Origin of the sequence: Streptococcus pseudopneumoniae (assembly GCF_001072925.1) — a bacterium.
GTDB lineage: Bacteria > Bacillota > Bacilli > Lactobacillales > Streptococcaceae > Streptococcus > Streptococcus pseudopneumoniae_Q.
This window is the reverse complement of the sequence record NZ_JVHE01000058.1, coordinates 59,188-81,278: the sequence shown is the minus strand read 5'-3', so window position 1 is coordinate 81,278 and position 22,091 is coordinate 59,188. Positions and strand designations below refer to the sequence as shown.

Annotated in this window: 25 protein-coding genes and 1 riboswitch; of the genes, 1 reads left to right on the top strand and 24 read right to left on the bottom strand. The window is 40.5% G+C overall.

Annotated features, from left to right (window positions below; translation table 11 throughout):
• Window positions 1-73 precede the first annotated feature (73 nt).
• Window positions 74-886: a Cof-type HAD-IIB family hydrolase gene (locus ADH81_RS03310; protein ID WP_049526482.1), complete on the top strand. Its 813-nt coding sequence runs from the start codon at window positions 74-76 to the stop codon at window positions 884-886.
• A gap of 127 nt (window positions 887-1,013) precedes the next feature.
• Here the strand turns inward: ADH81_RS03310 and ADH81_RS03305 are convergent, their stop codons facing one another.
• The 24 genes from ADH81_RS03305 to ADH81_RS03190 all read right to left on the bottom strand — a co-directional run bounded on the left by ADH81_RS03305 (window position 1,014) and on the right by ADH81_RS03190 (window position 22,030).
• Window positions 1,014-1,451, bottom strand: a complete 438-nt coding sequence (locus ADH81_RS03305) for an SP_0198 family lipoprotein (RefSeq protein WP_049526480.1) — start codon at window positions 1,449-1,451, stop codon at window positions 1,014-1,016.
• A 95-nt stretch (window positions 1,452-1,546) separates the two neighbouring features.
• Entirely contained in the window at window positions 1,547-2,785 is a 1,239-nt protein-coding gene (locus ADH81_RS03300) for a bifunctional folylpolyglutamate synthase/dihydrofolate synthase (protein ID WP_049526478.1), read from the bottom strand.
• Between the two features lie 457 nt (window positions 2,786-3,242).
• On the bottom strand, window positions 3,243-3,548 hold the full coding sequence (locus ADH81_RS03295; RefSeq protein ID WP_000017624.1) for a DUF1292 domain-containing protein: 306 nt from the start codon (window positions 3,546-3,548) through the stop codon (window positions 3,243-3,245).
• A 15-nt stretch (window positions 3,549-3,563) separates the two neighbouring features.
• Window positions 3,564-3,983, bottom strand: coding sequence for a Holliday junction resolvase RuvX (gene ruvX / locus ADH81_RS03290; protein WP_049502846.1), 420 nt, complete (start codon window positions 3,981-3,983; stop codon window positions 3,564-3,566).
• Between the two features lie 3 nt (window positions 3,984-3,986).
• A complete protein-coding gene (locus ADH81_RS03285) occupies window positions 3,987-4,253 on the bottom strand; it encodes an IreB family regulatory phosphoprotein (RefSeq protein WP_000507060.1) in 267 nt (88 codons plus the stop codon).
• 96 nt (window positions 4,254-4,349) lie between these two features.
• Window positions 4,350-4,922 (bottom strand): SP0191 family lipoprotein, encoded by a 573-nt coding sequence (locus ADH81_RS03280; RefSeq protein ID WP_000737513.1) that lies wholly within the window; start codon window positions 4,920-4,922, stop codon window positions 4,350-4,352.
• 66 nt (window positions 4,923-4,988) lie between these two features.
• Complete coding sequence (gene spx, locus ADH81_RS03275) at window positions 4,989-5,387, bottom strand: transcriptional regulator Spx (protein WP_000591165.1); 399 nt, start codon at window positions 5,385-5,387, stop codon at window positions 4,989-4,991.
• A 135-nt stretch (window positions 5,388-5,522) separates the two neighbouring features.
• Window positions 5,523-8,183, bottom strand: a complete 2,661-nt coding sequence (gene mgtA / locus ADH81_RS03270; RefSeq protein ID WP_049526476.1) for a magnesium-translocating P-type ATPase — start codon at window positions 8,181-8,183, stop codon at window positions 5,523-5,525.
• Between the two features lie 192 nt (window positions 8,184-8,375).
• Window positions 8,376-8,529: riboswitch (M-box (ykoK) riboswitch) on the bottom strand.
• Between the two features lie 53 nt (window positions 8,530-8,582).
• Window positions 8,583-9,644, bottom strand: coding sequence for a M24 family metallopeptidase (locus tag ADH81_RS03265; RefSeq protein WP_049526474.1), 1,062 nt, complete (start codon window positions 9,642-9,644; stop codon window positions 8,583-8,585).
• Window positions 9,637-12,468, bottom strand: coding sequence for an excinuclease ABC subunit UvrA (uvrA, locus tag ADH81_RS03260; protein WP_049526473.1), 2,832 nt, complete (start codon window positions 12,466-12,468; stop codon window positions 9,637-9,639). The genes ADH81_RS03265 and uvrA overlap by 8 nt, the downstream gene beginning before the upstream one ends.
• 454 nt (window positions 12,469-12,922) lie before the next feature.
• On the bottom strand, window positions 12,923-13,261 hold the full coding sequence (locus tag ADH81_RS03255; RefSeq protein ID WP_049526471.1) for a hypothetical protein: 339 nt from the start codon (window positions 13,259-13,261) through the stop codon (window positions 12,923-12,925).
• Window positions 13,248-13,670, bottom strand: coding sequence for a DUF1492 domain-containing protein (locus tag ADH81_RS03250; protein WP_080979267.1), 423 nt, complete (start codon window positions 13,668-13,670; stop codon window positions 13,248-13,250). The genes ADH81_RS03255 and ADH81_RS03250 overlap by 14 nt, the downstream gene beginning before the upstream one ends.
• A gap of 247 nt (window positions 13,671-13,917) precedes the next feature.
• Window positions 13,918-14,337: a DUF1492 domain-containing protein gene (locus tag ADH81_RS03245; RefSeq protein WP_049526469.1), complete on the bottom strand. Its 420-nt coding sequence runs from the start codon at window positions 14,335-14,337 to the stop codon at window positions 13,918-13,920.
• Between the two features lie 909 nt (window positions 14,338-15,246).
• On the bottom strand, window positions 15,247-15,756 hold the full coding sequence (locus ADH81_RS03240) for a hypothetical protein (RefSeq protein WP_049526490.1): 510 nt from the start codon (window positions 15,754-15,756) through the stop codon (window positions 15,247-15,249).
• 103 nt (window positions 15,757-15,859) lie between these two features.
• Window positions 15,860-16,393 carry a hypothetical protein gene (locus ADH81_RS03235; RefSeq protein ID WP_049526467.1) on the bottom strand — a complete coding sequence of 178 codons (534 nt, stop codon included), beginning with the start codon at window positions 16,391-16,393 and terminating at the stop codon, window positions 15,860-15,862.
• Between the two features lie 366 nt (window positions 16,394-16,759).
• The gene (locus tag ADH81_RS03230) at window positions 16,760-18,262 is read right to left on the bottom strand and encodes a DNA primase family protein (RefSeq protein ID WP_049526466.1); all 1,503 of its coding nucleotides are present in this window, start codon (window positions 18,260-18,262) and stop codon (window positions 16,760-16,762) included.
• A gap of 19 nt (window positions 18,263-18,281) precedes the next feature.
• Window positions 18,282-19,142, bottom strand: a complete 861-nt coding sequence (locus tag ADH81_RS03225; RefSeq protein WP_049526463.1) for a primase alpha helix C-terminal domain-containing protein — start codon at window positions 19,140-19,142, stop codon at window positions 18,282-18,284.
• 134 nt (window positions 19,143-19,276) lie between these two features.
• A complete protein-coding gene (locus tag ADH81_RS03220) occupies window positions 19,277-19,558 on the bottom strand; it encodes a hypothetical protein (protein ID WP_049526489.1) in 282 nt (93 codons plus the stop codon).
• On the bottom strand, window positions 19,551-19,892 hold the full coding sequence (locus ADH81_RS03215; RefSeq protein ID WP_049526461.1) for a DNA-binding phage protein: 342 nt from the start codon (window positions 19,890-19,892) through the stop codon (window positions 19,551-19,553). The genes ADH81_RS03220 and ADH81_RS03215 overlap by 8 nt, the downstream gene beginning before the upstream one ends.
• Window positions 19,889-20,104, bottom strand: coding sequence for a hypothetical protein (locus ADH81_RS03210; RefSeq protein ID WP_049526460.1), 216 nt, complete (start codon window positions 20,102-20,104; stop codon window positions 19,889-19,891). Before ADH81_RS03210 ends, ADH81_RS03215 begins: the two co-directional genes overlap by 4 nt.
• A gap of 1 nt (window position 20,105) precedes the next feature.
• On the bottom strand, window positions 20,106-20,306 hold the full coding sequence (locus ADH81_RS03205; RefSeq protein WP_049526457.1) for a hypothetical protein: 201 nt from the start codon (window positions 20,304-20,306) through the stop codon (window positions 20,106-20,108).
• Window positions 20,303-20,755 carry a hypothetical protein gene (locus ADH81_RS03200; protein ID WP_049526456.1) on the bottom strand — a complete coding sequence of 151 codons (453 nt, stop codon included), beginning with the start codon at window positions 20,753-20,755 and terminating at the stop codon, window positions 20,303-20,305. Before ADH81_RS03200 ends, ADH81_RS03205 begins: the two co-directional genes overlap by 4 nt.
• A 376-nt stretch (window positions 20,756-21,131) precedes the next feature.
• On the bottom strand, window positions 21,132-21,761 hold the full coding sequence (locus ADH81_RS03195; RefSeq protein WP_049526454.1) for a Rha family transcriptional regulator: 630 nt from the start codon (window positions 21,759-21,761) through the stop codon (window positions 21,132-21,134).
• Window positions 21,762-21,823: 62 nt separating this feature from the next.
• Window positions 21,824-22,030, bottom strand: a complete 207-nt coding sequence (locus ADH81_RS03190) for a helix-turn-helix transcriptional regulator (RefSeq protein ID WP_000277811.1) — start codon at window positions 22,028-22,030, stop codon at window positions 21,824-21,826.
• Between the last annotated feature and the right edge of the window lie 61 nt (window positions 22,031-22,091).

Below are 22,091 nucleotides of genomic sequence, written 5' to 3'. Positions count from 1 at the left end.
ATTATCAGCTTTTCTAGTCACTTTCTGATATAATAGAAAACATCTTATCTGAAACTAGATTCGGGAGGATTTTATGACTAAAAAAATGATTGCCGTCGATTTGGACGGAACCTTGCTCAACTCTGAAAGCAAACTTTCTGATTTTACTATTGAAACGATTAAGAAAATCTCTAAAAAAGGCCACCAAGTTGTTATCGCAACTGGTCGCCCTTACCGTATGGCCAAAGATTTTTATGACCAACTTGAACTTGAAACCCCTATGATCAACTTCAACGGTTCACTCACTCATCTGCCAGGTAAGACTTGGAAACATGAAAAGTGTCTGACTGTGGACAAAAAATACCTCTTGGATATCGTGAAACGAAAAGAGGATATTGAGGCAGACTTTATCGCAGGTGAATACCGTAAAAAGTTTTACATTACAGCACCAGACAAAGAAATTGCCAACCCTAAATTATTTGGTGTTGAAAACTTTCGCCCAGAAAATCAATTCCAGTCTGATTTAGTCACCAAGGATCCTAACTGCATTTTATTGCAGACTCGCGCAAGTGACAAATATGCCCTCGCAGAAGAAATGAACAGTTTTTACAAGCACCAACTCAATATTAACACTTGGGGTGGCCCTTTGAACATTCTCGAATGCACTCCCAAAGGAGTTCACAAGGCCTTTGCCCTTGAATATCTTCTCAATGTCATGAATATAGACAAACAGAATTTGATTGCTTTTGGCGACGAACACAATGACCAAGAAATGCTTTCTTTTGCAGGTAAAGGATATGCCATGAAAAATGCAAATCCTGCTCTGTTACCTTTCGCAGACGAGCAATTACCATTGACCAACGAAGAAGATGGCGTCGCTCAGTTTTTACAAGAACAATTTCTTTAATTTCACTCATTCTATACTTTTGTGGTAGATATTAGCTACCTTAAAAGTATGGAATTTTTTTGAGCTCAAAATCAATGAAAAAAGGATTTGAATCCGTCTTTTACAGATCCAAATCCTTACAGAATATCTATTTTTTTAAGACAATACGATCAGAAACGCCGCGACCCATGTCATCGATAATAATCTGGTTCTCTTCTGCCACATAAATCTTGACATCATCACCGATGATGACTTTCTGATTTTCTGGTTCGAATGTCACCTTCTTAACCTCTTGATCTCCGTCCGCTTCAACTTCTGTCCACGTTCCGGTATTTCCAGTGACTACAAGAGTAATGCTATCACCCTCGTCTTGTCCCTTGTAAGTCCCATCTATATTAGTAGTCGTGTCAGTCTTTGCACTAGTAGTAGAACTAGAAGCACTGGTTTCTGACACTTGACTAGTGCTCGCTTCAGAGCTAGTGCTTGCTTGGGATGAAGGTGTCGACTTAGTTGTTGACGAGCAAGCAACTAAAAGACTAAGACTTGCTACAGTAGCAAGAGAAAGTGTAAATTTTCTTAGTGACATAATGTCTCCTTCCTTTCAGGAGCTAAAGGCAGAAAAACTGCAGAGCTATTCTACTTATACTATATCAAATAAAGGAAACAAGGTCAATCAAGCAACTATGTTTTTATAAGGTAGGCACGAACTTCAGATATAAAATAGAGGGAACCTGTAACAAACAGTAAGTCTTTCTCCCCTGCAGACTTTTCAAAATCATCTATAAAGTCTCGATAGGAAGCAACTCTATGATAGCCGCTCAAATCCTGCTCCTCCAAAGATCCCTGATAGTCAAAACTCGTCACATAGAGAGCTGTATCAGGTAAATGATCTGTCAGATAACCAAGCATGCCACTGTAATCTTTACGCTTTAAAGCACCAAAAAGGATTTGAGGTTGATAACCTTGCTGAATCTTTTCCTGGATAAATTCAACCAATCGTTCTAAAGCCGGTAGATTATGGGCACCATCTAGATAAATATGCTCCGTAACAGCTTCTAGACGCCCAGCCCAGCTGGTTGTTTTCAAAGCACACCGGATAGCTTCCTCATTGACTTTTTCACCTCTCTCTGTCATAAACAACAGAAATGCCTGCAAAGCCAAAGCAGCATTCTCCTCTTGATAAGCTCCTTCCAAACCCAGTTTTAGTCGGGTCAAATCCGCTTGAGAAGAAGAGAAATGTCCAGATTTGAAAGAAAAATCTCGGTCAGCTTGGTAGAGGGTTACATCTAAAACTTCGGCAGTCTTTTGACAAACGAGCTGGGCTTCAGGAGCTAGATTGGCAACAACGGCTGTCTTTCCTGGCTTAAAAATTCCTGCTTTCTGTTCAGCGATTTCTTCCAGACTATTGCCCAAGGTCTCCTGGTGATCTAGGCCGATTGATGTAATAACTGCGATTTCTCCAGTCACCACATTGGTCGTGTCAAGCAAGCCACCAATTCCAACTTCTAATAGAACTAGATCCACCTCTTGTTCTTTAAAATAAAGCAAAGCAATCACAGTTAACAATTCAAAAAAAGATAGCTGATCGTGGGTTTCTAGAAGTCTTTGCTCCATTTCCTTAACTTGATTTGCTAAACAGATAAAGTCTGCATCCGATATAGGTTGACCATTGATACAAATCCGATCATGAATGCTAACAATGTGGGGCGAAGTAAAGGTCCCCACCTTCTTACCATGAGAAACAAAGAGCTCTCTCATAAAGGCAATGGTTGAACCCTTTCCATTTGTCCCTGTCACATGGATAATAGGATAGGCTTGCTCAGGATTTCCCAGCAAGTTTACCGCACTCTGCATCCGCCCCAAACCTGATCTGAAATTCAAACCAATCCGACTATGAAGCCATTTTTCTACTTCAAACACGCTTAATCTCCTTAATCCTTAACAAAAAAGCGAAGATTCTCTTCGCTTTTTACTTCATTAGCTAGTATTTAATTCTAGTATGGGAGAAAAATGTCCCCCGGACGTTCCTGCTTTTTCTTATTTCTAGAAGCAGGAGTAAAAACATCCCCGGAATTACCAGTTCTCTCTTATTTCAAGGAACTGGGCTGATACAGTCTCCCAGACTTACTTACGGTCTTTACTTTTAGCGTAAGGCTAAAAACGTTCCCCGAACGTTCCAACTCTTTCCAGTTTCTAGGAGTTGGGCTAAAAACGTTCCCCGGAATTACCAGTTCTCTCTTATTTTAAGGAACTGGGCTGATACAGTCTCCCAGACTTACTTACGGTCTTTATTTTTAGCGTAAGGGTAAAAATGTTCACTGAACTTACTGACGGTTCTTATTTTTAGCGTCAGGCTAAAAACGTCCACTGGACGTTTTTACTCCTCCATAAAGCTGTTGAAGACTTCTTCAATCATGTTCCATTCATCTTCTGAATCTTCAGGGATTGGTTGCAATTCGCCTTCTGTTCCATCTTCATTTTCGATGAATGAATAAGCTTGGATTTCAACTTCGCCGTTTTCATCTTCTTCTGCATTAACTGGCACAAGAAGAACATAGTTTTTACCAAATTCTTCTTTTCCGTCAATAGTCAAAAGGATTTCAAATAAAGTTTCGTTTCCTTGCTCATCTACAAGTGTAATAAGTTCACGTTCTTCGTGATCGTGGTTGTGATCGTGTGACATAGTTTCTCCTCTGTCTTAAAATTTTCTATCTAAATAATTTTGCAAAATCAATTGAGCGGCTAATTTATCAATAACTTTTTTACGCTTATTACGACTAATATCCGCTTGCTCAATCAACATACGCTCTGCAGCGACCGTAGTTAGGCGTTCATCTTGATACTCTACTGGTAGACCAAAGAGTTCTTCTAGTTTAGCCCCATAGGCTTGACTGGCTTCCACGCGTGGTCCGCTGGTATTGTTCATATTTTTAGGCAAACCAACAACAAAACGGTCTACCTTATAGGTTTCAACGAGTTCCTTGAGGCGTTCAAAACCAAACTGACCTTGATCTTCATTGATTTGGATGATTTCAAGCCCTTGTGCCGTAAAACCTAACGGATCGCTAATCGCTACTCCTACCGTTTTGGAACCAACGTCCAATCCCATAATTCTCATAGATTATAGATCGACTCCTTGTCCTTTAAGGTAGTAGCGAACCAGTTCTTCAACGATTTCATCTCGCTCATACTTACGGATTTGATTTCGTGCATTGTTATAACGAGGAACGTAAGCTGGGTCTCCACTGAGAACATAGCCCACGATCTGGTTAATAGGGTTATAGCCCTTTTCATTCAAAGAAGCATAGACATCTGTCAATGTTTCACTGATTTCTTTTTTATTGGAATCGTCCAATTTAAAACGTACGGTTTCTTCAGTAAATCCCATTCTAACACCCTCTTTCCTTAGAATAGTACTATTATAGCACATTCGCGGTCGTTCTACAAATCACACAGTCTGATTCTGCTGATTTTCTCTGACTTTTTACTGGACTGTTGCCCCATTTGCAACACGATTAGCAATATAGTCCTCTGGTTCGTTTTTCAATAGATTTTCCAGTCCAACATTCTTCAAGTATTCGTTTTCACTTGCTTTTTTGAGATCCAGTGTTTGGAAATCATAGCTAGTCTTGGTTTCCATCTCTTTCTCATTTAAAAGAGTCGTTTCGATGGTAAATCCTGAAATTTTTCGAGCCGCTTGAACAGACTCATCCTTGTCCTCAGCTTCTTTTAGAGCTTTTTTAGCTTCATCTAATCCTCGCTCAGAAATATAATTTTTTAAATCTTCTGATACTGGACGCTTTTGCTGAATGGTCAAGCTTAAAAATTGATTGCCTTTGTAGGTAATGATTTGAGTTTGCTGTGCTCCACTCTCATCAGCTGGCAAAACCAAGGTCTTGGTAACAACTGTATTCTTGGTTGCATTTTCTAATACGGGCAAGGTAGACTGTAGGGCTTCTTGAGAACTCTCAGTAGTTGAAGCTGCTGTTTCTTTTTTCTGACCACATCCAACGAGCAAAAATAGTGCTGCGAATGTTCCAATAACTAACTTTTTCATAAATCCTCACATGTTATCCAATTTAAATATTAGAGAAGGCCAGGAGTCACTCCCAGCCTTGATGTTTTATAGAGCCGCACGTAAACGCGCTTCTGCATTTTCCACATTACGGACAGAGCGTGGCAAAAAGGCACGGATATCGTCTTCTTTATAGCCGACTTGTAGGCGTTTCTCATCCACAAGAATTGGACTTTTCAAGATACGTGGTGTTTCCATGATTAGATTGAGCACTTCATTGACACTCAAATCTTCGATATCAACACCAAGGGCCTTTGCATAACGATTTTTCGATGATACGATACTTGCAATTCCATTGTCTGTTTTTGTCAAAATATCAAGTAGTTCTTCTCTCGTGATTCCTTCCTTACCGAGGTTTTGTTCTTTATAACTTAACTGGTGGGCATTGAGCCAGGTCTTCGCTTTTTTACAGCTAGTACAACTTGAGACTGTATAAATTTTGATCATGTACCTACCCCTTTCGCTACATGTTACTATCAGTTTAGACTATTATACCATAAAAAACATCGGACTTGCGACCTATTTTTAAAAAAATTTAACTTTTTTAGCAATTTTTGAACTTTTTTCTTGACAAAACACGAACTATAACCATTCTTTATATTTCTTAATGTAAAATTTCTTAATAACTGTGACGCTAAACATATACAAGAAAATAATACAGATTAAGAACACGAAGTAAGGAAGTCCTAAGGGTGCTAGACGAAGGATATTTACCAGTGGTCCATAAGGTAGACTGGTTACGAAAAAGGCTGCAACCAATGTCATCAAAATCACAAGCCAAGCTGGTCTGCTTTGTAGAAAAGGAACTTTTGCTGTACGAAGCATATGGATAACCATAGTTTGAGACCACATTGATTCGATGAACCATCCTGTTTGGAACAAGATAATAAACTGAAGGGCAGATTCAGATCCATGAACATAATGATGACCTGTCACCAAAGGAACAATGATAAAGTAGAGGAAGATAAAGGTCAAAATATCAAAGACAGATGAGATTGGTCCCATCCAAACCATAAATCGCGTAATGGATTTTGCTTCCCATGTATGGGGTTGTTTAAGGAAGTCTTGATCCACATTATCAAATGGCAATGCCACACAAGACAAATCATAGACCAGGTTTAGGACAATGAGATGAACAGGGGCCATTGGTAGAAATGGCAAGAAAATACTCGCAACAAGGAGTGAGAAGATATTCCCAAAGTTTGAACTGACGGTCATCTTGATGTACTTGGTCATGTTGGCGTAGACCTTACGGCCCTCAACGATACCAGTTTCAAGAACCATGAGATCCTTGTCTAGCAAAATAACATCCGCAGTTTCCTTGGCGATATCAACTGCTGTATCCACAGAAATACCGACATCTGCCACCTTCATGGATGGAGCGTCGTTGATCCCATCTCCCATATAACCAACGGCATGACCATTTTTCTTTAACTGTAGAATGATACGGGCTTTTTGGTCAGGAGACAATTTGGCAAATACTGTTACACTTTCAACCGCTTCTGCCAATTCTTGATCTGTCATTTGGTCAATGTCAGCCCCTAAGAGCATATGCTCAACGTCCAAACCAACCTTTTCACAAATGGCTTGGGTTACTTTTTCGTTATCCCCAGTTAAAATTTTTGTTTTGACACCATGCTCAAGCAGAGCTTGAATAGCTGGTGCTGCAGATGGTTTTGGTGGATCCAAGAAGGCAAGGTAACCCGTAAGGATCATGTCACTTTCATCAGTCACAGCATAAGCATAATCTTCACGTAGACCTGACTTGTAACCAACACCTAAGACACGCAAACCTTGACGGTTTAATTGACCAACTTCTGCTAATACTTCTTGGCGAATGTCTTCGGTTAGGGGAATGATTTCTCCACGATATTCCACATGAGTCGAAATGGTCAACATTTCTTCTAAAGCGCCTTTGGTAACCATGCTAACGACATTGCTGTCGTCTTTGACGATGACACTCATGCGTCTGCGTTCAAAGTCAAAAGGCAGTTCATCAATCTTTTGGAAGATTTTATCCAAATCTTGTAGAATAGCGTGTTCTTTGGATTCTTTTTCAGTTCTACTGATAATGGCACGGTCCATCAAGTTTTTCAAACCTGTTTGGAAATGTGAATTTAGATAAGCTCTTCTTAAGACTGCCATGTCCAAATCACCATGGATATCCAAAGGGTATTCTAAGACAATCTCATCTTGCGTTAGAGTTCCAGTTTTGTCCGTACATAGGATATCGATTGCTCCTAAGTCCTGGATAGCATTGAGTTTTTTGATGACCACCTTTTCCTTGGCCATAATAATGGAACCTTTGGCCAAACTAGCTGTGATAATCATTGGAAGCATTTCTGGTGTAAGTCCGACACCAACGCTCAAGGCAAAGACTCCAGCCTCTAGCCAGTCTCCATCAGTCAACCCATTTGCGAAAAACACGATCGGAACCATGACAAGCATCAAGCGGATCAAGAGCCAAGAAATGCTGTTCATTTCACGTTCAAAAGAAGTTGGCTCATCATAGGTGTTGAGAGTTTGCTCAATAGCTCCCATCATGGTGTCATCACCAACAGCGAGAACCATAGCTGTAGCACTTCCTGAGATAACGTTTGTCCCCATGAATGCCAAGGATTCTGCTTCTAAAAGACTCTCTACATTTTGATTAGTAGCTTTATTTAAAGCAAGCTTTTCGACTGCATCGCTTTCTCCAGTCAAACCTGACTGTTGAACGAAAAAGTCGCGGGATTCAAATAAGATAACATCTGCTGGAATCATATCTCCAGCACTCAATTTCACGAGATCTCCTACAACCAAGTCATCGATTGGTAACTCTTGTTCAAGACCATCACGAATAACAGTTGCTGTATTGACAATCATTTTTGAAAGATTGGTTGTTGCCTTGTCGCTCCGCAATTCTTGGACAAAACGGATGCCTCCTGAAATCAAAACCAAGACAACGATAATGATAGAAGTCGTTGGATCCTCTTGACCAGGTTTGGCAAGCCAGACGTTTGTAACGAGAGAGATAAAGGCAATCACAAGCAAAATGATTGTGAAAGGATTGATAATGGACTCATAAATTTTCTTAAAGATGGAATCCTCTTGACCCTTGGTGATGGTGTTTTCCCCATATAGGTCACGATTTTCTTCGACTTGTTCTGAATCTAAGCCTTTTAGACTTGTATGGTAAAAAGCTAGACTCTCTTTAAATGGAGTTTGAATAGCTGCTGCTAGTCTTTCTTTTGTAGTTTTCATTGGTTTCTCCTATCTGTATGAATGGTGATTTCATACACAGGAACCAATCACTTTATAAGGACAAAACGACACAAATCAGCGATTGGCTGTGTATGTGCGGTTCTGGATGATCGTCAATTTGCATCGTTTGTCTCCTTTCTTTGTTCTAAAATAGCAGAAAATCCTGCCATAAAATGGCAGGACTAAAAAACTTATTATCTGTTTTCGTTCAAGCTTTAACTCCATAGGGCAATGTAATGAGCTTAGTCTTGACCTTCGCGACCAGGACTGTTGACCAACGAGTAGTGTCTCCACTGCTTTGCGGTAGTCATCCGTATCCCTATGGTAGCCTCACCTACCGTTTTCGCCTTTCAGTATAAACCTTTAACTAGTAAAAGTCAACGATTTATCTCATTTTTCTTAGATAATAATCAATTCCTTTGGTGCAAGGGTTAATAACTCACAACTTGTATCTGTAATCAGGATATCATCTTCGATACGAACCCCGTATTTGCCTTCAATATAAATACCCGGTTCATCAGTCAAGACCATACCCGATTTAATAACTTCTGTAGAGGTTTGGCTAAAGTAAGGTTCTTCGTGGATATCGAGTCCGATACCATGCCCGATACCGTGTGTAAAGTATTCTCCATAGCCTGCTTCCACAATAATATCACGAGGAATTTTATCAAAGTCACGGAAACCTAATCCATCCTTAGCTTGGTCAATCAGAGCTTGGTTAGCCTTCAAAACAGTGTTGTAGATTTCTGCTTGTTCGTCGCTGACATGACCTAGGTAGATGGTACGTGTCATATCACTGACATAGTGGTCATAAAGACACCCAAAGTCCATAGTGATTGCTTCGCCTAGTTCTACTGGCTTGTGCATTGGGTGGGCATGGGGTTTAGAAGAGTTGATCCCACTAGCTAGAATCGTGTCAAAAGACAAACCAGCAGCGCCTAATTCACGCATACGGAAGTCCAGGAAGTTGGCAATTTCAATTTCTGTCTTCCCTGGCTTGATAAAGTCAAGAGCATCGTGGAAAGCTTGGTCTGAGATGGAACAAGCCTTACGAATAGTCGCAATCTCTGTCTCATCCTTAATCATACGAAGGGCTTCAACAAACTGAGTTTGTGGAACTAGTTCCAAACCTTCAAAAGCAGCTTGCATACGGTGGTAATAAGAAACTGAAATTTCATCTTCAAAACCGATGCGAGAAAGACCCATATCTTTTGCGATCTTTGCGATAGTTGCCAACTCATCACGCTCTGCAAAAATCTCAAAACCTGTTACTTCTTGCTTAGCAGCTATAATATAGCGAGCATCTGTCACCAAGACCTGACGGTTACGACTGATAAAGACTGTTCCATTTGAGCCCCAAAATCCTGTCAAATAGTAGACATTTTTAAGGTTGTTGATAATGATTCCATCTAGTTCTTTTTCTTGCATTTTATCGAGAAATGCTTGCACACGTTTATTCATGATGTAACTTTCCTTTCAAATACTGTCCTGTATAGCTAGCTTCATTAGCAGCTACTTCCTCTGGAGTTCCTGTTGCAATGATGGTACCACCACCAACACCGCCTTCTGGGCCTAGGTCGATAATATGGTCTGCTGTTTTGATAACATCCAGATTGTGCTCGATGACGAGAACTGTATTACCATCATCGACAAAGCGGGACAAAACGGTGAGTAGACGAGCGATGTCCTCAGTATGCAAACCAGTTGTCGGTTCATCTAAAATGTAGAAAGACTTCCCTGTTGAGCGTTTATGGAGCTCGCTAGCCAACTTCATACGTTGCGCTTCTCCACCAGAAAGAGTTGTGGCTGGTTGTCCTAAGGTCACATAACCTAGACCTACATCCTTGATTGTCTGGAGTTTGCGTTGAATTTTCGGAATGTGTTTGAAAAATTCTACCGCATCGTTGACGGTCATATCCAAGACTTGCGAGATATTCTTTTCCTTGTAATGAACTTCCAGGGTTTCGCTATTGTAACGAGTCCCATGGCAAACTTCACAAGCCACGTATACATCTGGCAAGAAGTGCATTTCAATCTTGATAATCCCGTCACCCGAGCAGGCCTCACAGCGCCCACCCTTGACATTAAAACTGAAACGCCCCTTCTTATAGCCACGAATCTTGGCTTCATTTGTCTGAGCAAAGAGGTCTCGAATGTCATCAAAGACACCTGTATAGGTCGCAGGGTTGGACCTCGGTGTTCGTCCGATTGGACTTTGGTCAATATCTATCAGACGATCGATATGCTCGATTCCTGTAATCGTCTTAAACTTACCAGGTTTGTCTGAATTGCGATTGAGCTTTTGTGCAATAGCCTTTTTGAGGATGCTGTTAATCAAGGTAGACTTCCCTGAACCAGAGACACCTGTCACTGCAATGAATTTCCCGAGTGGGAAGCGAGCGGTGATATTTTGCAAGTTGTTCTCACGCGCACCTGTCACTTCGATAAAGCGACCATTGCCTACACGGCGTTCTGACGGCACTGGAATCGCGCGTTTTCCTGATAGATACTGTCCTGTGATGGACTTGCTGTTGCGAGCTACCTGCTTAGGCGTTCCTGCAGCAACAATTTCTCCACCAAAGACACCTGCTCCAGGGCCAACGTCAATCAGATAATCGGCTTCTCGCATGGTATCTTCATCGTGTTCTACCACGATCAAGGTGTTCCCCAAGTCACGCATCTTTTTCAGACTGGCAATTAGGCGGTCATTGTCCCTTTGGTGAAGACCGATGGACGGCTCATCTAGGATATAGAGAACTCCTGAGAGATTAGAACCAATCTGGGTCGCTAAGCGAATACGTTGGCTCTCCCCACCTGATAAAGTTCCCGCTGAACGAGAAAGCGTTAGATAGTTAAGCCCGACATTATTGAGGAAGGTCAAGCGATCCTTGATTTCCTTGAGGATTGGACGAGCGATAATAGCTTCATTTTCAGATAGGGTTAGCTGTTCAATAACTTCCAAATGATCTGCGATGGAGAGGTCTGAAATTTCTCCGATATGAGGACCTTTCTCTCCTCCTACACGAACAGATAAGGCTTGGTCATTGAGACGATAACCGTGACAGGTCTCACAAGTTAGCTCGTTCATATAAAGACGCATCTGAGTACGAGTGTAGTCGCTATTGGTTTCATGGTAACGACGCTTGATATTACCAAGCACTCCTTCAAATGGAATATCGATATCACGAACTCCACCGAATTCATTTTCATAGTGGAAATGGAATTCTTTCCCATCTGAACCATAGAAAATGAGATGTTTATCCGCCTCAGACAAGTCCTCAAAAGGCCTATCCATATCCACTCCAAAAGCTGTCATAGCTTGTTCCAGCATGTTTGGATAATAGTTAGAAGAGATAGGGTTCCAAGGCGCCAAAGCGCCCTCGCGAAGAGTCTTGCTAGCATCTGGCACTACCAAGTCCGTATCAACCTCTAGCTTGATTCCCAAACCATCACACTCACTACAGGAGCCAAAGGGTGCATTGAAGGAGAAGAGACGGGGTTCTAGCTCTGGAACTGTAAAACCACAGACTGGACAAGCGTAGTGTTCTGAGAAGAGCAACTCTGAATCATCCATAGTATCAATAACGACATAACCTTCAGCGATACGGAGAGCTGCTTCAATCGAATCGAAGAGACGACTACGGATACCTTCTTTGATAATGATACGGTCTACCACCACATCAATGTTGTGTTGCTTATTCTTTTCAAGTTCAGGAACTTCAGTCACGTCGTAGACAACTCCATCGACACGGACACGGACGTAACCATCCTTTTGAATCTTTTCAATCAGCGTCTTGTGTTGCCCTTTTTTCTTACGAATGACAGGAGCCAAAATCTGCAAGCGTTGGCGTTCTGGCAATTCCAAAACCTTATCCACAATCTGCTCTACAGACGAAGCCTTGATAGCCCCATGTCCATTGATACAGTAGGGTGTCCCTACACGTGCATAGAGAAGACGTAGATAATCGTTGATTTCCGTCGTTGTTCCAACCGTCGAACGAGGATTTTTACTGGTCGTTTTCTGGTCAATGGAAATGGCAGGGCTGAGACCGTCGATAGAGTCCACATCTGGCTTTTCCATATTGCCTAAGAACTGACGAGCATAGGCTGACAGACTTTCAACGTAGCGACGTTGCCCTTCTGCATAAAGGGTATCAAAGGCTAAACTAGACTTTCCTGATCCAGATAGTCCCGTCACCACAACTAACTTGTCACGCGGAATTTCCACATCTATATTTTTTAAATTATGGGCGCGAGCCCCATGGATGACAATCTTATCTTGCATGTTACTTCTTTCTAGTCCATTGTTGCTTTCCATTATACCAAAAAAAGTGAAATTCTATTACCAAAAAAGCCGATTTTGTAGTATAATTAAAAACTTATTTTTTTATGTTTCCTTAGAGTCCCCTAACCCTTATATCACGCGCTTTTTAATAAAAATCACTAACATTACTATTTACTACTTGCTCCCCCAAAGTACGCAAAAAGGGGAGCAAAAAAGCCCCACAAAAGGGCTAGGATTTGATGAGTTCAGCAGGCAAGAAACTAGCACGGTCAAACGTGCTTTTTTAATTGCTGGTTGCTGATAGGTATATTATACCATGAAGCGCGTGGTTTATAAAATCATGACTTCACAAAAGCCCTCAGATTTGTTTCTAAGGGCTTTTAGTTTTCCATGGTTGGGGTTTAGTCGTCCAGTCCAAAACAAAATGAAATAGGGGCAAATATTGGGCTTAGGGCTACTCATATACTAACAAAACACCACCACGATAGCTTTTAGCAAAGTCTAGCAGTATCTCAGTCTTGAGATGTTCATACTCAGCTTTATCAATCTCTAGTGTCTCATATAACTGCCATAGCTTTAATCTCTCCCCTACTCTTCTTGTAAAGAGATTAGCGAATATCTCGCGCCTTAAATCATCCAGATTATCCTTGTAAACATCAATCACACCCACCAACTCCTCAGCTTTGGCTCTAAACGCTCCATCTTGACCGTCTAGGCTCAATTTAATCAATGAGTGATAGCTTTTTAGAAATCTGTATACCTGTTTGACTGTCTCTTTTTTATCGATTTGCATTTTTTACCTCGGCCAAGTTCTCAATGGCTTTTTTCTTAATTCTGTAAATTTGTACTTTGCTAAAATTTAAATCATTACAGATTTTTATCATAGGGAAATTATTAAAGTATATCATTACCAATACCAACCATTCAACTACATCATCTAACTGATCTATCATGTCCATTACTTCCATACGTTCGCTAGTAATAGTTTGTATTTGCTCCACTATTTTATCTTTAAGTTCCAAGGTTTCCAGTATCTTATCCTCGGTGGTATTGGTTTTGCTAGTTTTTACCCTTGTAGTGAATTGATTGGATCCAGATAATAGCCCATTGTCTAAACTCTGGTACTTTAGTTGCAGTCTCTGGATAAGGTCGTTCCCTTTCTTTACTCTTTTTAGTTGTTCCTCTATTTCTTTAATGGTCAAGTTGATACTCCTTCATGGTATAATAGTTTTAAGGAATAATTTATAAAGGAGTCAGCCCTGTGCTGTCTTTTTTACGTTTTCTAGGAGTTCGATTATATCCCCCTTAACGTTCTTTGTCTCTAAAAATATCTATATCTTAGGAAATTTTAGTGTTTTATCTCTAAAATAAGGTCTTGTGCCTTGCTATTTTAAAATGTAAAACCTAATCAAAACCTAGCCAAAACCTAACCATTCTTTGGTTCTAAAATCAATTCTCATTTACCATACCTGCCAAGTGTTCTATAGCTTCTTTTCTAGCCTGATATATCGAAGTTTTAGACTTACCTAATTCTTCAGCGACTTCCAAAACTACAAGATCATTCAAGTAAAAAAGTCTTAGGACAGAACGCTCAAGCGGATTGTCCAGTTTATCGATTAGACCAGATATTGCCATTCTTTCCTCAGTAAGTCGCTCAATCCTCCGGAGCGTATCCTCTTTTAGCTTCAGAACACTTATAAGATTGTTCTCTGTCTTGTTCTCTCTGCTTGTCTGCACCCTGCTATGGCTTAGTGTTGGCTTTTTGATAATACCACTCTCCAGGGCTTCCAATTCCAAATATAAGCCTTTGATCTCCTTGTTTATCCACTTAACGCCCTCTAGTTTTTCTTTTACCTGCTCTGGTGTCATGCCTTGGCCTCCTCCATGATATAATAATTGTGTTGAAATTATTGCCGAGGTGGAGAGCCTTGGCTTTTTGCGTTTTCTCTAGCTTCGCTCGAGGTTCATTTATTCCCTGGGAAGTATTTCCCGTGAGAAAAAATGTACAATGACGGGTGAAGTTCGTAGAAGCGCGTGGGGAGGGAGATAATCTCCTTATGGTTTGATAAGCAATTAAGGGATGTTTTTATCTCTCTTATTTCCTTGTCATTCTGCAAGCAATTAAGGCAAGTTATTTCTTTGCTTATCTGCTTATCATTTGGTAAGCAACAAATCCAAAATAACAGATTTTTAAATTGCTCTTATCTCCCTATCGTTTTGTAAGCAATTAAGAAGGCTTATTATCGTCCTTATCTGCCTACCATTCTGCAAGGAGTAAATCCGAAATAAGAGGGCTAAAAACTCCGCTTATCTGCTTGTCATTTCTCAGGGAGTTAAGGAGGGTTATTATTGCTCTTATATGCTTGATAAATGATAAGGGGATATACCCCACTTTCTCGGGCTTCGCTCGAGGTTCAAGCTATATAATCTTCTCTGTTCGTTCTCTGTTCAAGAGCTATTTTCTCGGCGTTCGCTCGGAGTTCAACAGCTTATTATCCCCCTATTTTTAAGGCATTTCTTTTGGCCACTACCTCACCAAAACCTCACCAATGAAAAACTCCGACACCTTACCAAAACCTTACCGTTCTATGGTTCTAAAAGTATCTATATCTTAGGAAATCTTAGTGTTTTATCTCTAGAACAAAGCCCTGTACCTTGCTATTATTAAATGCAAAACCTAATTTAAACCTTACCAATACCTTACCAAAACCTAAGTATTTCCTGTTTCCTTTTCCTAAACGAATAACTTTTTTCAAATCACGCGCACCCTACTACAAATTATCTCAGGGATCCCAAACCATTCAGCCAAAAGCTATCCCCTTTTCTGGTGTAGTTAACAAACTTTTGATAATGCTTATAATACTTGTTACGTTTCATATACTTTGGTCTTTCAGGAAAACTATCAAACATATATCCGCCACGTTTGGGACTCCAACCTGGTTCTACCTTTCTAGCTTCTCTCAGCGCAAGCTCCCAATAGTATTGGCAATCTGTCTTACTTCGGTTCAGTGTTGATTTGTGGATTTTCTGGCATGTTCCACAACCATATAGCAAAAGTCTCTTATAGAGTTTTCTGCATCGATTACCACAAATAGGACAGAGAAAGAAGTAGCGATTTCCTCCCTTGGTTCCTGGTATGCTTGCTAAATCAAAATGATCACGTTCAAAGGTGATATACAGATTATCTAGGTCTATCTCTAGTTTTCTACCGTCCAACTCAGCTATACCGTGACTGATATTCTTGTTTTTCATTGGCTTTATAAATGTCTCTATGGTTATTGATTTTATAACTTCCATTCGTTCAAAAATCCCCCTATATAGAAAAACCCAAATTGATTGGGTTCAGTAGCAATGAAACCACAAAAAGAGGCTAGCGCCTCTCTTGATTGTTCTAGCTTTCTGCCTCTGCCACATAATCAGCAAGGCCTTTATATTCGCCTTCTACGTCCAACTTTTGGAGTAGGCTAATACTTTCATCGCCCAGCATTTCCAACGTACCAAAAGCGGTCATAGAGTCCATAGGGATAGGTTTATCAGAAAGCAAGCGGTCAGCATAGTCTAATAGCTCCAGTTCGTAGTCTGTGACCTTATTCAGCAAGCTTTCAAAGTTCTCTGACTTTTTGAGTTGAAGCACGCGCTCCTGTTTGTAACGTTCTTCAAATGCTTCATCTCCCTCTGGTTGCTTGTAATAGTCTTTGAAACTGTCACAAATACGCTTGAAGGTCTTGTTTAACTTCTTATCCTCCACATACTCAGCGACCAGCGTTCCCTTATCCTTGTAGGTCAATGATATTGTAGGCTGGCAATATGTTCCAGTCATATATCCCAGTAGCGCGTGACCTGCAACCATAGCAGTATCTAGGTCTTTAAATTCGTAAGTGAAAGTGAATGTTTTTGCTTTATCTGAAAATGTTTTTAATGTCATGTTGTTTTTCTCCTGTTCATATTTTAAGGTAAATTATGTAATATTTGTTAATTTGTTGCCCTTCTTTGGTGTTTTGTTGCCCTTCTAGGTAACGTAGTTCAGCCTTACTGCCACAAGGGTTTAGGTCACTTTGTTACCATGTTGACCTTCTTTTGAAGTCCTTGCCCTTATATATATAAATACTATTTTTTTCCCTATATAGAGAGTTAAAAAGAAGGTAACAAGGTCAACATAAAGGCTATAAAACTAGTGCTATCAAGGGTTTAGGATGTTGACCTTCTTTAAAACAAGGTCAACAAGAAGGTCAACAAATTTCGTAAAAACCCAGTCATATCAATGGTTTAGAGCGTTATGAGAAGGTCAACATTATTCTTTTTTAGTTATAGCGTGATTTACTCGACCCAATTTAGGTCTCTCAAACTCCAACGGATCCAGTTTGTCAAAATCTTCAATCCTAACACGAGCTTTTTTAAGTTGATACTTATTAGGTGTTAACTGTTGTAGGTGTCTGATAGTATCTTTTCCTGCCCCGTAAACATTGGGCTTGGGTATGCCCATATCTTCAGCATAATGTTTCAGTGATCTGGTCAGTATAAAAACGGGTACCACGTCCAGCTCATGCCAACCTCTTTCCATGTATTCATGCTTAACCCATGAAAGTAAGTAGTCATTATCCTCTTGGTATTCTTCTAGCAGGTCTTTGACTGATTGAGGTTCGATAAAGTGAGTAAATGGCTCTTGATTGATAGCTTTGTATAGGGCATATTCTAGGACTTCCTTATTTGCTAAAAACTCGTTTTTTATCCAAGGCTTTTCCTTTTCCCCATTAAAGTCCGCATTGAAAGGTACGATCATAATTCTACGATACCAGCCCTTTGTCTTGTTCCCACCATTGGGGATATAATTTCCTGAAAAGATATTGAATAGCTTAAAAGTAGCTTCAAAAGCTGGCCGACCTTTTGGATTGACTAGCACGGTGTCGCCACTAGTGATACTCATTAAATCAGAAGGATTTTTTAAGTATTCGTTAGGTGCTTCATCTCCAATATTGCAAACTTTGCCTACCAAAGTTTCTAAGTTATGCTTTTCAGCAAACTGTGCAGGTTTTAAGGCTGATATATTGCTTTCCCCTATCAGATTGATAAGGAAGCGCTGAAATGTCCCCTTACCATTGTTACCGTCCCCGTAGAAGATAGCGAACTTGTTTCGGGTGTGGTTAGGATTGATAGCTTCAAGGATAATCTGCCAAAACAGTGTTACCAGTTCACTATCATTACAAGCGATTGAGTTCAACCAATCATCAAAAGTTTTGCCCTCTCTATCTGTTGGGACTCGTTTAGGCGCGTGGTAGGCCGTGCTTATCTTACTTGTAATTACATACTTAGGACTAAAGGGGAGTAGTTCCTTAGTTTCTAAGTTGATAATGCCGTTCTGTACGGGAATGAGGTTAGCACTTTCTAAAGGTTTTTGTATCTTTGTCAATGTCCTAACCATTAACTTAATCTGAGGCCACTCTCTGGGTTTAATTCTCACGTCAAAAGTCTTACATAAAAGATTGAAAAGATCATTACTAGCGGTATAGATACCCTCGTCTAAATCATAGATATAGAGTAGGCTATAATCAGCTATGCTGCTCTTACTGATAAAAGTAAACGTGACAATATCGCTTAAAATTTTAGCGACTGTGAAGGTTTGGGGCATAGCGACCTTTTCGGTAACGTCCCCTGTGGCCTCGTTTACCTTTGTTTCAGTATGTTCTGCTCGCCATTCTTCACCAGCCTGAAAGATACGATTTTCAAGCTCCTTCATCGTTCTAGGTGGTTGTTCTTGCTCTCTCACCTCTAAGATTTCACTTTCCAGGTTTTTCAATTTTTCCTTTTCTATGGTTCTACCCTCTCTTTCTGTATTCTGCCCGTGCTATGCTTTCAAAAGTCCTATCCAGCTCCTTCTCTGGCAGGGGGTTAGCAGTTACGCTATTGGCTAGTTTTGTCAGCTCGTAGGCGGTCTCTAGGTCACAATCAACCCACTTGTTAAAGAGTAGCCCCACAAAGCGCGTGAGTGCCACGTTACGCCCTCCCTCGTCTCCAAAGCCATTAAAAAGCGTGTCAATGATTCTCATGGTCATCGATCTCTGGCCACTTGCTCTAGGCTTGTAAAGCTCAGTAGTTCCTTGCTTCGCTCTTGGTTCAACCTTGGGGACTGGATAATCTAGGCCATGCTCTACAATCTTTTGATAATCTTCTATCTTCCCAGTGGTTACTGGTAGCCCTTGGAGTTGTGACCAGGTCAGACTGGCCATGTCAAAGGGTAGCCCTATCTTGTCAGCAATCTCTTTTACTACCAGCTTATAGGTTGCCTCATTCATCACGTTGTCAGGCTTCACCACAAGGCGAAAACGGGGCTTTTCTAAGCAATGTTTGATAGTGGGGTATAAAATATAGGAGTAGCCAAACAAAGCGCTAGAAACGGCGTTTATGAAGCCCTCAGACGTCTCCTGTATATCGTCATAGTCAAGAAAAATCAAATCCCGATATACTAGGCTGGTGTTGTTTCGCTTGTAACTCCCGTTTTTCTCCGGCATAACCTTACCACTTAAACAATATGGCGCCTGGGTTCTTTTGTATTCCTCCGGATCAGCACTTTCAGGGACTACAAAAGGTTTAAAGCGTTCAATATACTGGAATGGCTCAATCTTATCAAATGGATAGACAAGATTACCCTGAAAGCCTCTAGCCTCGTAAATTGCCACATTATCGCCCCTTTCTACGTTTTTTCTTCAGCTTTTTAAGCCTTTGCTGTTCCTTTAGCTGGTCTAGGGTTGGCCTGCGCTCTTTGTAAAATTTAATATTGTGATAATGTCCTTTATTATCTGCCGGATGAATACTATACCTTGCCATTTTCCACCCCCATAAACTTCCAGATGTCAGATATTTTATAATAGATTTTCCTAGTGTCTTCTAGTGGGGGCTGGTATCGTCTTAGCCCAGCATCTTCCCACTTTTGGAGTGTCTTATATTTTACGTCTAACTCGTCCATGACTTCCTGGGCTGAGATTAACCCTGTCAAACGTGGTTTGACTGTATCACGCGCCTCCAGGTAATTCTCCACAAGCTCCAGAACGCCATGAGTTAGCTCATATTCGCTCTCTTTGCTAAGACTAAACAAATTCATCAGCTCCCTTCAGTAGTTGCTTGTAGCTCTCTAAATCAGCATTTAAAAGGACCGTTAGGCGTTTCTGTTCTTCCTGTACCTGGTTATAGAACGCCTTTGCTCCGTCCAGTAGCTCCTCTTTGTTAGCTGGGATAAAGTAGCCTCTGAAAGCTCCGTGACGTACCCCGATGATAGGAACACCGTAGCGCGTGATCAGGCGACTGATAATGTCCTGTACGGTTCTTTCTGCTAGCTTAGTGAGTAAGCTGATTTCTGCCCCTGTGATGGAGTTTTCAGCCCCCACTTTGATTAGTCTTAATACTCGCTTGTCATTCTCTGTCAGACTCATTCAATTCCTCCCCATACGTTGACCCCTGCAAGCTGGATATAACGACCATAATCAGGGTTTAAATCCTCGCTAGGTGTTTCTATCCCCTGTTTGCTTTCTCGCTCAATTTTGGCGCTTTTTTGGCGGTCTCGGTGGTTTAGATAGAGTAATACACCAATCAGTACCAGGCTAACAAAAACCGCCTGTGTGTTGGTTAAATCTAGTTCGTTCATGTTATGCCCTCGCTTTATAGTTCTTGATGTAGTCCACTTGGTCGCTTCGTCCCATCTTCAGGAAGTCGTCCACCTCTTCAGTGCTTACTTTTCGATCTACAAAATCAGAGATAAACTGGAAGAGGTTAGGGTGTCTCTCCTTGATTTCAGCCATTTGTTTATCAAATTCTGCTTGTGTCATGTTATCTAGGTCTGTTGTCATTGCATTGCCTCCTCAAACTTCTCTATAAGATGATCTTTACTTACTTTCTGATTAGCATTTTTAGAATTAAAAAGAATATCTTTTGAGGTTATAGTAGCCTCTAAATACTCCTTTTCAGCATGTTCTATATACGCCTGCTGCTCTGCTTCGTTGTCAAAAAAGTGCTTGGCTTGGCGTTTAAAGAAGGCTTGGCGCATAGCGTCCATTTCAAAAATACCAGGGTGGAAAAACATTCCCGTAGTGCTTTTAGAGACTGCCTCGATTTTATGGCTTTCATTCAATTCAGGAAGTTCAATCCAAAGTAAACGATTTAGATTTTCTTTAATAGTTTTTAACTGTCCTGATAAAACCCATATTCTAGAAAAATCGTTATTTTCGTCAGCTTGGTGTAATTCTGAGTTAATTTTATCCAAGCTTTTAGTGATAATATCGTATGTTGTTTCTGTCATGTTTTTTACCTTTGTTTCTTTGTCTATGTAATTGCCTTGATGGCCTTTTAATGCCTTTTACTATCCAGGATATCCTCACACTCAGAAGTTTGCCGACCGAGAGTGTGGAGATTTTTAATGGTTGTTTCTTATACAGTTTTTTTCTTGTAAATGCTAGCCTCACGCTCAGAGTCGCCAAATTGAAAGCGTGAGAAAGTACCAGTTTAAAGAGTTGGCGCTCTCCGTATGGTCAAATTGCCCTAAATATGCTATAATCTAGGTATAAATCTTTACTAAAACCTCTTTAATAATAGCTTGCCTGCTTTTTGTTAAATTCGTTTTAGTGTTAGTGTGAAAGGCTTCGCTGATTGGTCTCGGTAAGCCTTTTTTGTTGCGATCACGCGCATTTAGTGCGTGGTTTTTTATTTCTGAATACCATAGCTTTGATTTCCTGATAACTCATATTCAAGCCGATCATGGCTATTACCATGTCTTCAAATGCCTGGTACTGCTCCAGCTCCTCACTGGTCAAGCTATCGATGCCATTATAGCCCCCACGTTCCGCCATTAACTGTTTAGCGTTCCTGTCAGTTACTGCCTTTAGTAGCAGATTGTTCATGGTGCTATGCGCGTGCTTTGGTGCTTGTTCCCAGTTCTCAATACTGTCATGCAGCGTTTTTCTTTTTGGCTTTTCTAGCGCCCTCTGCATACGAAACTTAGAAAGTTCCTCACGCATTTCAAAGAATGCTTTGACTAGGTTCATTTTGAACCGCCGTACAGGTTCGGTATTCTTTAGATAAGTGATCAGCAAGGTTGCCTGTTGTTCATTTAGGCGATAGATTTTCATTGGTCGCCCTCGCCCATCTAATTTACGCATTTCAAATGCGATAATTCCGTAGCTTTCAAAATCAGCTTTATGCTTTCTTAAAAGTTCTTGTATTGTGTGATGAGTAACCTCAGCACATTCGGCGATGATCTCGCTTGTAGTATACGGCTCTTTCTTGCCGTCCATGTAGACTAGTTCCATGTTTTTGATCCTTTCTTTAGAGCTAAACCAAAGGTAGCATGCAACATTATATAACCTTCTTTCTAAAAAAATATATCTTCAAGTTTTATGTCGGGGAACAATGATAACAGTAGATTTTTAAAAACTAGTTTTTCAGAATCTTTAAAAGTCACATATCCTTTTTCCTTGTTCATATAACTTTGCTTGCTAATTCCAAGTGCTTCACCCATTTGTTTTTGGGTCATTCCTAACATGTTGCGATAACCTCTGACCTTATTAGGTTTGTACATAACAATCTCCTTTCTTATAACCTTATGCAACCAATTTTAGTCTATTTCAAATTGAATGTCA